Source organism: Massilia glaciei (assembly GCF_003011895.2).
Classification (GTDB): domain Bacteria; phylum Pseudomonadota; class Gammaproteobacteria; order Burkholderiales; family Burkholderiaceae_D; genus Telluria_A; species Telluria_A glaciei.
Genome location: NZ_PXWF02000089.1, coordinates 1 through 9,856, shown reverse-complemented (window position 1 = coordinate 9,856; position 9,856 = coordinate 1). Strand labels below are relative to the sequence as shown.

9 protein-coding genes are annotated in these 9,856 nt (G+C 66.5%); 8 read left to right on the top strand and 1 reads right to left on the bottom strand.

Going from position 1 to position 9,856, the window contains the following annotated elements:
* Both C7C56_RS06700 and lpdA read left to right on the top strand, forming a co-directional pair.
* A partial coding sequence (locus tag C7C56_RS06700) for a 2-oxo acid dehydrogenase subunit E2 (protein WP_181373048.1) occupies nucleotides 1-1,010 on the top strand: 1,010 nt, incomplete at its 5' end.
* Between the two features lie 11 nt (nucleotides 1,011-1,021).
* Nucleotides 1,022-2,815 carry a dihydrolipoyl dehydrogenase gene (gene lpdA, locus C7C56_RS06695; RefSeq protein WP_106756686.1) on the top strand — a complete coding sequence of 598 codons (1,794 nt, stop codon included), beginning with the start codon at nucleotides 1,022-1,024 and terminating at the stop codon, nucleotides 2,813-2,815.
* A gap of 217 nt (nucleotides 2,816-3,032) precedes the next feature.
* On the opposite strand, the gene C7C56_RS06690 is transcribed toward lpdA, so the two are convergent.
* On the bottom strand, nucleotides 3,033-3,218 hold the full coding sequence (locus tag C7C56_RS06690) for a hypothetical protein (protein WP_106756685.1): 186 nt from the start codon (nucleotides 3,216-3,218) through the stop codon (nucleotides 3,033-3,035).
* Nucleotides 3,219-3,457: 239 nt separating this feature from the next.
* Here C7C56_RS06690 and C7C56_RS06685 point away from each other — a divergent pair, with 239 nt between their 5' ends.
* The 6 genes from C7C56_RS06685 to C7C56_RS06660 form a co-directional block, all read left to right on the top strand.
* Nucleotides 3,458-5,212, top strand: a complete 1,755-nt coding sequence (locus C7C56_RS06685) for a dipeptidyl-peptidase 3 family protein (RefSeq protein ID WP_106756684.1) — start codon at nucleotides 3,458-3,460, stop codon at nucleotides 5,210-5,212.
* Between the two features lie 335 nt (nucleotides 5,213-5,547).
* Nucleotides 5,548-6,237, top strand: a complete 690-nt coding sequence (locus C7C56_RS06680) for a hypothetical protein (RefSeq protein WP_106756683.1) — start codon at nucleotides 5,548-5,550, stop codon at nucleotides 6,235-6,237.
* A gap of 3 nt (nucleotides 6,238-6,240) precedes the next feature.
* A complete protein-coding gene (locus tag C7C56_RS06675; RefSeq protein WP_106756682.1) occupies nucleotides 6,241-6,900 on the top strand; it encodes a hypothetical protein in 660 nt (219 codons plus the stop codon).
* Nucleotides 6,901-6,990: 90 nt separating this feature from the next.
* A complete protein-coding gene (locus tag C7C56_RS30275) occupies nucleotides 6,991-8,034 on the top strand; it encodes a BON domain-containing protein (protein WP_106756681.1) in 1,044 nt (347 codons plus the stop codon).
* Nucleotides 8,035-8,440: 406 nt separating this feature from the next.
* Entirely contained in the window at nucleotides 8,441-9,280 is an 840-nt protein-coding gene (locus tag C7C56_RS06665) for an HDOD domain-containing protein (RefSeq protein ID WP_106756680.1), read from the top strand.
* Between the two features lie 130 nt (nucleotides 9,281-9,410).
* Nucleotides 9,411-9,856: Clp protease/crotonase-like domain-containing protein (locus C7C56_RS06660; RefSeq protein ID WP_502506456.1), on the top strand; the 446-nt coding region annotated here is incomplete at its 3' end.

The window sequence follows — 9,856 nt, the reverse complement described above, 5'->3', positions numbered from 1 at the left end:
TGGCGGCCGCTCCCGCGCCGGCACCTGCCGCGGCACCGGCAGCGGCAGCGCCGGCGGCGGGCGCGCTCGCGGCATCGAACTCGAAGGCGCACGCCTCGCCGTCGATCCGCAAGTTCGCGCGCGAACTCGGCGTCGATCTGTCGCGCGTTCCGGGCAGCGGTCCCAAAGGCCGCATCACCCAGGAAGACGTGCAAAACTTCGTCAAGGGCGTGATGGCGGCCCCCGCCGCCAGCGCCAAGCCGGCCGCCGGCGGCAGCGGCGTCGGCCTCGACCTGCTGCCGTGGCCGTCGCTCGACTTCAGCAAGTTCGGCCCGACCGAGTTGCTGCCACTGTCGCGCATCAAGAAGATCAGCGGCCCGAACCTGCACCGCAACTGGGTCATGATCCCGCACGTGACGCAGTTCGACGAGTCCGACGTGACCGACCTCGAACAGTTCCGCGTCGATTCGAACGCGGCGCTGGCCAAGTCGAAGTCGACCGTCAAGCTGACCATGCTCGCGTTCGTGATCAAGGCCAGCGTCGCCGCGCTCAAGAAATACCCGGCGTTCAACGCCTCGATCGACGAGACCGGCGCCAACCTGATCCTCAAGCAGTACTACAGCATCGGTTTCGCGGCCGACACCCCGAACGGCCTGATGGTCCCGGTCATCAAGGACGCCGACAAGAAGTCGATCTCGCAGATCGCCGTCGAAATGGGCGAGTTGTCGGGCCAGGCGCGCGACGGCAAGCTCAAGCCGACCGACATGCAGGGCGCGACGTTCACGATCTCTTCGCTCGGCGGCATCGGCGGCACCGCCTTCACCCCGATCATCAACGCCCCCGAAGTGGCCATCCTCGGCCTGTCGAAGTCGTCGATGAAGCCGGTGTGGGACGGCGCCGCATTCCAGCCGCGCCTGATGCTGCCGCTGTCGCTGTCGTACGACCACCGCGTCATCGACGGCGCCATGGCCGCCCGTTTCACCGCGTATTTGGCCGAAGTCATGGCCGACCTGCGCAAGACCTTGCTGTGATTGGATAAGCGATGAGCATAATTGAAGTGAAAGTGCCGAACATCGGCGACTTTAAAGAAGTCGAAGTGATCGAACTGATGGTCAAGGTGGGCGACACGATCAAGGTCGACCAGTCCCTGATCACGGTCGAATCCGACAAGGCGAGCATGGAGATCCCGTCGAGCAGCGCCGGCGTGGTCAGGGAGATCCTGGTCAAGGTCGGCGACAAGGTGGCCGAAGGTTCGCCGCTGCTGATGATCGACGAGGCCGCCGGCGCCGCCGCGCCGGCGCTTGATGCCGCCCCAGCGGCGCAGGCGCCGGCCGTCGCCCCGGCGTCGGCCGCCAACGCCGACGCGCCTTCGGCCGCTCCGGCGCCGGTGGGCGTGAGCTACGCCGGCAAGGTCGACATCGAATGCGACATGATGGTGCTCGGCGCCGGCCCCGGCGGCTATTCGGCCGCCTTCCGCTCGGCCGACCTGGGCATGAACACGGTGCTCGTCGAGCGCTTCGCCACGCTCGGCGGTGTGTGCCTCAACGTCGGCTGCATCCCGTCCAAGGCGCTGCTGCACGTGGCCGCCGTGATCGACGAGACGGCCTCGATGTCGAAGCACGGCATCGCCTTCGCCAAGCCCGAGATCGACATCGACCAGCTGCGCGGCTGGAAAGAAAAGGTCATCGGCAAAATGACCACCGGCCTGACCGGCATGGCCAAGATGCGCAAGGTGAACGTGGTGCGCGGCGTGGGCCAGTTCCTGGGCCCGAACCACATCGAGGTCACCGGCATCGACGGCGGCAAGCAGGTGGTGGCGTTCAAAAAGGCGATCATCGCGGCCGGCTCGTCCGTGGTCAAGCTGCCGTTCGTGCCGGACGATCCGCGCATCGTCGACTCGACCGGCGCGCTCGAACTGCGCGCGATCCCGAAGAAGATGCTGGTCATCGGCGGCGGCATCATCGGCCTCGAGATGGCGCACGTGTATTCGACCCTGGGCGCGCGCATCGACGTCGTCGAGATGCTCGACGGCCTGATGCAGGGCGCCGACCGCGACATGGTCAAGGTCTGGCAGAAGTACAACGAGAAGCGCTTCGACAAGATCATGACCAAGACCAAGACCGTCGCCGTGGAAGCGCTGCCGGAGGGTATCAAGGTCACGTTCGAGTCGGCCGAGCCGGGCGTCGCCGCGCCCGACGCGCAACTGTACGACATGGTGCTGGTGGCGGTTGGACGCAGCCCGAACGGCGGCAAGCTCGGCGCCGAAAAGGCGGGCGTGAGCGTCACCGAGCGCGGCTTCATCAATGTCGACGCCCAGATGCGCACCAACGTGCCGAACATCTTCGCCATCGGCGACCTGGTCGGCCAACCGATGCTCGCGCACAAGGCGGTGCACGAGGCGCACGTCGCGGCCGAGGCGGCGCACGGCGAGAAGGCGTTCTTCGACGCCAAGGTGATTCCGTCGGTCGCGTACACCGATCCCGAGGTGGCATGGGTCGGCATCACCGAGGACGAGGCCAAGGCCAAGGGCATCAAGCTCGAGAAGGGGCACTTCCCGTGGGCCGCGAGCGGGCGCGCGGTGGCCAACGGCCGTGACGAAGGCTTCACCAAGCTGCTGTTCGACGCCGAGACCCACCGCATCGTCGGCGGCGGCATCGTCGGCACCCATGCCGGCGACATGATCGGCGAGATCGCGCTGGCGATCGAGATGGGGTGCGACGGCGCCGACATCGGCAAGACGATCCATCCGCATCCGACGCTGGGCGAATCGATCGGCATGGCGGCCGAGATCTACGAGGGTGTCTGCACCGACCTGCCGCCGGTGCGCAAGCGGTGAAGCGGGCAATTGGGGCGGCAAGCCGCGCCCCTGCGTGACGGGCCGGCCTTGCAAGGCCGGCCTGCGTTATAAAGCTGCGCATCAAATGAAAAACCGGAGACGGGCCTGACGGCGTGTCCCCGGTTTTTTTACGTCCCGAATGCAGTATTGGTATGCAGGTTTACTGCGGCGCGCCAAGAAAGGCGGGCTAGGTCCGCGGCGCGGATGTCAGTTCTGCTTAATCGTAGCTGGTCCAGGTGGTGGGGATGTCGATGTTGCCGGTACGGGCGGCATCGGCGTAAGCGCGCATTTCTGCGACCACCGCTTCCATTTGTTCAGTGCCCGGGTTTGCTAAAAAACCCTTCAAACGTTCGTTGAGTAGGACTTGTTGATCGCGCCATTCGTGCCGGGCCGCGTTGCTCATGGTGCCTCCTTGCGGCGTTGTGCCTGCTTGTCATTCTTTGTCGTCATAAACGCCTCCTGTAAAGAAGGAAGGATGCACGAAAGCGGACGGGGGCTCGGTGCGATAACGCACATCCTTTGCGGAAAGCGGCGTGATGGCCGGCGCGGCGCGCCGGCAACGGGCGCGCCGAAAGGTTTGCACGGCGCGGCGGAATGAAGGATTACAATGCACCCGTTGAAACTTCTCTCTCAAAAGGACCCATGAAGAACCTCCTCGTTCCCTGCATCTGGCTACTCGCCGCTGGTGCTGCAAGTGCGGCCCCGGCCAGCCCCGCCGTCGCGCCCGTCCCGAGCGTCGCCAGCGCGGCGCAATTGAACCAGATGGCGCAGCGCTTCGCGCCGGTCAGCCTGCGCGCCGACACCTCGAAGCTGTCGGCCGGCGACAAGGCGGCGATCGTCAAGCTGATCGAGGCGGCCAAGATCATCGACACCTTGCAGCTGCGCCAGCGCTGGTCGGGCAACGAGGCGCTCTGGTCCGCGCTCAAGAAGGACGCGACGCCGCTCGGCAAGGCGCGCCTGAATTATTTCTGGCTCAACAAGGGGCCGTGGTCCATCATCGACGGCAACAACTCCTTCATGCCGGCCGACTACGCGGGCATCGAGATCCCGGGCCAGAAACCGGCGGGCGCCAACTTCTACCCGGCCGGCGCGACCAAGGCGACGCTCGAGTCGTGGATGGGCACGCTGCCGGCCAAGGACAAGGAGGCGGCGCAATGGTTCTTCACGACGATCCGCACCGGCGCCGACGGCAAGATGAAGGTGGTCAAGTATTCGGACGAATACCGGGCCGAACTGGTTAAGTTGTCGGCGCTGCTCAACGAGGCGGCGGCCATGACGGACAACGCATCGCTCAAAAAATTCCTGACCTTGCGCGCCGAAGCGTTTTTGTCGAACGACTACCTGCCGTCGGACTTCGCGTGGATGGACCTCGATTCGCCGGTCGACATCACGATCGGACCGTACGAGACCTACAACGACGAGCTGTTCGGCTACAAGGCCGCGTTCGAGGCCTACGTCAGCATCCGCGACCAGAAGGAGACGAGCAAGCTCGACTTCTTCAGCAAGCACATGCAGGAGCTCGAGGACAACCTGCCGCTCGACAAGCAGTACCGCAACCCGAAGGTGGGCGCGCTGGCGCCGATGGTGGTGGTCAACCAGGTGTATTCGGCCGGCGACGGCAACATGGGGGTGCAGACGGCCGCGTACAACCTGCCCAACGACGAGCGCATCATCAGCGAGCGCGGCTCGAAGCGCGTGATGCTCAAGAACGTACAGGAGGCGAAGTTCAAATCGACGCTGACGCCGATCTCGAAGCTGGTGCTGCGGCCGGCCGACCAGAAGGACGTCGACTTCGACTCGTTCTTCACGCACATCCTGGCGCACGAGATCATGCACGGGCTGGGCCCGCACAAGACCACGGTCGACGGCGCGGCATCGACCCCGCGCCAGGACCTGAAGGAGACCTACTCGACGATCGAGGAGGCGAAGGCCGACATCACCGGTTTGTGGGCGCTCGCCTACATGATGGACAAGGGCCAGCTCAAGGACACGCTGGGGCAGGGCGCCGCGGCCGAGCGCAAGCTGTACAACACGTTCCTGGCGTCGGCGTTCCGCACGCTGCACTTCGGGCTGACCAGTTCGCACGCGCGCGGCATGGCGATCCAGGTCAACTACCTGCTCGACAAGGGTGGCTTCGTGGCGCACGGCGACGGCACCTTCGCGGTCGACTTCAAAAAGATCAAGCAGGCCGTGATGGACCTCGACCGCGAGTTCCTGACGATCGAGGCGACCGGCGACTACGAGCGCGCGAAAGGCATGATGACGAAGTACGTGCTGATCCGTCCGGAGGTCCAGAAGGCGCTCGACAGGATGAAGACGGTGCCGACCGACATCCGGCCGACCTTCACCACGGCCGCCGCGCTGCTGGCCGCCCCGGCCGCCAAGCCGGCGAAATAAGCGCAAAACAATCTGTTTGGGCAATCGGGGTCTGACCCAGTTGAGAAATATTCCTAAACTGGGGTCAGACCCCGGTTTGTCATCGCGGAAATTTTTTCACCCCTGCTGCTGGATTGCCTGGGCATCGAACCGAAGGAAGTGCCTGTAGGAATCAACTTTCGCGATCGGGGCCACCCGGGGTCAGACCCCGGTTTGTCGAGATGGAAATTGAACAAATTCCCTTGTTATCAAGCGGATATGGCGCTTTTGCAACAAAGAAATAAATAGCGGGAATGGGGAGGGGGACTGGATTAAAATTGCCGAGAGGCACTTTAGGATCGGGGAGGAACCTCTCCATGTTGAAGCACATTTTTATCGTATTGCTCTGTTTCGTCGCCAACGCTGCCAACGCGGACGGGCGGCTCACCGCGCTCGAAACGCGCTGGCTGAAGGCCGCCGCGCCCGTGCTGGCCTACTCGAAGGCGCTCAAGCTTCCGATCGACATCACCGTCCAGCCGCGCCCGCGCCCGGGCGACGTGCCGCTGGCGATGGGCTTCGATGGCGGCCGTTGCAAGCTGGTGTTGTCGCTGCGCGAAAACCCCGACGCAGAGGCCGTTTTGAAGGGCACGCCCGAGGACGATCGCGCGATGCTGATCGAGGCGATGGCCGCGCACGAAATCGGCCATTGCTGGCGCTATGTGCAAAACGCCTGGCATGCGCTGCCGGCCGGGTTCGTCGAGCCAAAGGACGAGCAGGTCGACGACGCGGCGCTGCTCGCGGCCCGCAAGGCGTTGCGCGAGACGCGCCGCGAGGAGGGCTTCGCCGACCTCGTCGCGCTGGCCTGGACCCAGCGCAACCATCCGCAACATTATGCGCGCGTGCATGCATGGTTCGCGTCGGTGCGCGCCGGCGGGAGGGCCGGCGGCCCGCACGACACGCGCGCCTGGATCGGCCTGGCGCAGGCCGGGGCCGTGTTCGATCCGCTCGCCGTGCCGTTCGAGGAGGCCGCCAGATTGTGGCGCGCCGGCTTGCAGGGCACCGAGTAGCCGATGAGCAACGGCAAGTTATTGCTGGGCCTCGCGCTCGGCCTGTGCCTCGCCAGCGGCGACCTGCACGGGGCCGAGGCCGGCGAGGCGCAGTGGATCGCCGCCGCCGGGCGCGTCGTGGCCTTCGGGCAGGCCGAGGGCCTGCCGGTCGTGCTGCATGTCGAGCGCGGCCCCGGCCTGCCGGGCCACACGCCGATCGGCCTGTGGACCGAGAACGGCCGCTGCAGGCTCGTGGTCTCGGCGCGCGACAATCCGAGCGCGCGCCGGCTCACCGAATTGGTCGATCCGGCATACCTCGAGCTGTTCCTGGAAGGCGCCGCCGTGCATGAACTCGGCCATTGCCACCGCCGTCTCAACGGTTATCCCGCCAACGAGAAATTGTTGCCCATCGCAAAGTCGATCGGCTTCATCCGCGATTGGTTCAACCGCCGCGTGCGCACCGAGGAGGCGTTTGCCGACATGACCGAAGTGGCCTGGCTGGCACGTTACCACCCTGAAAGTTTCGAGGCGATGATCGGGCAGATCACGCGCGTGCGCACGCGCTTTCTCGAACCCAAACACGACACCTTGCCCTGGCTGGCGGCCGCGCTGGCCGACGGTCCGGCCGACGCCGGCGGCGACCTGTTTGCGCTGGCAGCTGTGCGCTTGAATCGGCATCGCTAATATCCCTGCACCGTTCGTTCTCGCACAGAACAGCGCCGGCAAAAGGGCGTTAAATCGTGCTACGACAACACACCAGCAAGGGACCCCACCATGAAAAACATCGTTGCAACGATGCTGGCGATGGCCGCCGGCGCCAGTTTTGCAGCAGCGCCAACGGCAGCACTGAACCACGATCCGGCCACCTACCGCAACATCACACAAAAGGTCGAGGCCGACTATAAAGCGGCCGTCAGCACCTGCGCCGGCGCCGTTGGCAACGCGCGCGAGGTCTGCCTCGAGGAGGCCAAGGTGGCGCGCGTTCGCTCCGAGGCCGATGCGCTCGCGCAATACAACAACACGGCGAAAGGCCGCGAAAAAGCCCGCCGGAAAGTCGCCGACGCCCAGTACACGCTGGCCAAGGTGCGCTGCGCCGGCATGAGCGCGGCGGACCAACAAGGTTGCATGAGCCGGGCGCGCGCCGAGCACACCGCAGCCATCGCCGATGCCAGGGCCGGCCGCAACACGCTCGCCGCGAACGAAACGGCGCGCGAGGCGATGCTCAGGAGGTGCGCGCAGCAAACCGGACGCAAGGACGCGGCCTGCCTGCTCGAGAACGGGACGGTCGCCGGCGGCAACGTCGCCGACCGTGCCGAGAACGCGGCCGAGACGGTCGCCGACAAGACCGCCGACACCGCGCGCGGCGCGCTGCAAGCGACCAGGTCGGCCGCCGAAACGGCCGCCGAACGCACCCGCGACGCCGCCTCGACGGTGGCTCAAAAGACCGCGCGCGCGGCCGACACCGTCGTCGCCAAAACCCGCGACGCGGCCGCGAACGTCGCCCAGAGAACCGAGCGCGCGGCCGCCACCGCTGTCCCAAAAGCGGACCGCGCAACCGACGACCTGGCCGACACGGGCGACAAGGTCGCCACGCGCACCGGCAAGGTGGTGGCCGACGCCGTCATCACGACCAAGGTCAAGGCGAATATCATCAAACAGCTCGACGTGGGCGGGCTCGCGATCCACGTCAAGACCGAAAAGGGCACGGTCATGCTCAGCGGCTTCGTCGATTCGAAGACCGAGGCAGACACGGCCGTCCAGCTCGCGCGTACCGTCGAAGGCGTGAACAACGTGCGCAGTGCCATCGTCGTCAAGTAGGCGGGGCCATTGGACGGGGAGATCGCGCGCGGTCTTCCCGCTTCATTGGCTTTTCGACACATGCTGTGACGAGCGCGGCGGGCGACGCGCGTCAACGGCGGAGCCGCCCAGGGGCGGCCCGCTCAAGGGCGGCCCACTCAAGGGTGGCCCACTCAAGGGCGGCCCGCTCAAGGGTCAGACGTTCAAGGGTCTGCCGTTGCGCGGCCCGCAGCCCAGGGCCCGGCTCTCAGGGGGGCTGCTGAAGGGGCGGCTGCTCTGGTCTGCTGCTCACGGTCTGCTGCTCAAAGTCCGGCATCAAGGTCGGCTGCTCAGGCTTGGTGTCGCTTGGGCCGCCTCCCGCTCAAGCGCGTCCCCATCCGCGACGATACGTGCTGTAAATCCCAAGACGCCGGAGTATAATTTTTCCGTGAACCGACTAGAATCCTTTGGATACATTGCCGCCCAGGCCGCGCGGGGGGACATCACGTTTCCCACCAGCGTCAATGCGGCCTTGCGTTTGCAGCTTGCGCTCGACAACCCCGACTGCCATATCGAGGACGCGATCAAGTTGGTGCTGGGCGAGCCGCAACTGGCCGCGCGCACCGTGGCGCTGGCCAACTCGGCGGCCTTCAAACGCAGCGACGCCGCGCCGATCACCAATGTGCGCGCGGCCGTCATGCGGGTCGGTTACCGCAGCCTGCAGACGCTGGTCGCGAGCCTCGTGGTGCGCCAGTTCGGCGCGCGCATCGCCGACCCCGGCCTGCGCGCCAAGGCCGCCCAGTTGTGGGAGCACACGGCGCACGTGGCCGCGCTGTCTCACGTGATCGCGCGCCGCATCACCTTCGTCAATCCCGACACCGCCATGTTCGCCGCCATCGTGCACGAGGTCGGCGGCTTCTACCTGCTCTCGCGCGCCGACGAGTTTCCCGGGCTGCTAGACGACGACGTCGAGCACTGGGCCGAGCTGTGCGAAGAGGTGGTCAGCCGCGAGGTGATGAAAAAACTCATGATCCCGGCCGCCGTCAGCACGGCCATCGAAGGCTTGCGCGGCGGCTGGCTGAGCATGCCGCCGAGCACCTTGCTCGACACCCTTCTGCTGGCGAACCAGTTCGCGCCGGTGGCCTCGCCGCTGGCGCAGGAGGCGCCCGCCATGCCGCGGCATTCGGACTCGGTACTCGATTTTGTCATGGACGACGCCACCCTCGACAGCATCTTGCTCGAGTCGTCCGACGAAGTGCGCACCATGAGCGCCGCCCTGATGGCTTAGGCGCCCGCCGGCTTGTCGGGTCGCCGGCGCGGAACCAAAGGCCGGGCCGCGCTTCTAACCTTGGGTCGGGAAGCGAACTTCCCCGCTTGGGGGGATTGTGATGGCGCGGCAGTCACGTTCGGTACTGTGCTTGGTCGTCTGGGTTCTTGGCTCGCTGCTCGCCTTGGCGGCCGGCGCGCAGCAGGGTCCGGCCGCGCCGCAGGGCGCCGCGTCCGTCACCCGCCTCATCATCGACGGTCCGATCGGTCCGGCCAACGCCGACTACATCTCGCGCGGCATCGCGCGCGCCGCCACCGACGGCAGCGCGCTCGTGCTCATCCAGATGGACACCCCCGGCGGGTTCGACACCGCCATGCGCCAGATCATCCGCGCGATCCTCGCTTCGCCCGTGCCGGTGGCCACCTATGTCGCGCCGGGCGGCGCGCGCGCGGCGAGCGCCGGCGCCTTCATCCTGTACGCCAGCCATATCGCGGCGATGGCGCCGGGCACCAACGTCGGCGCGGCCACGCCGGTGCAGGTCGGCGGCCCCGGCATGCCGTCCGAAAAACCGGCGCCGCAGCCGCAGCCGCAGCCGCA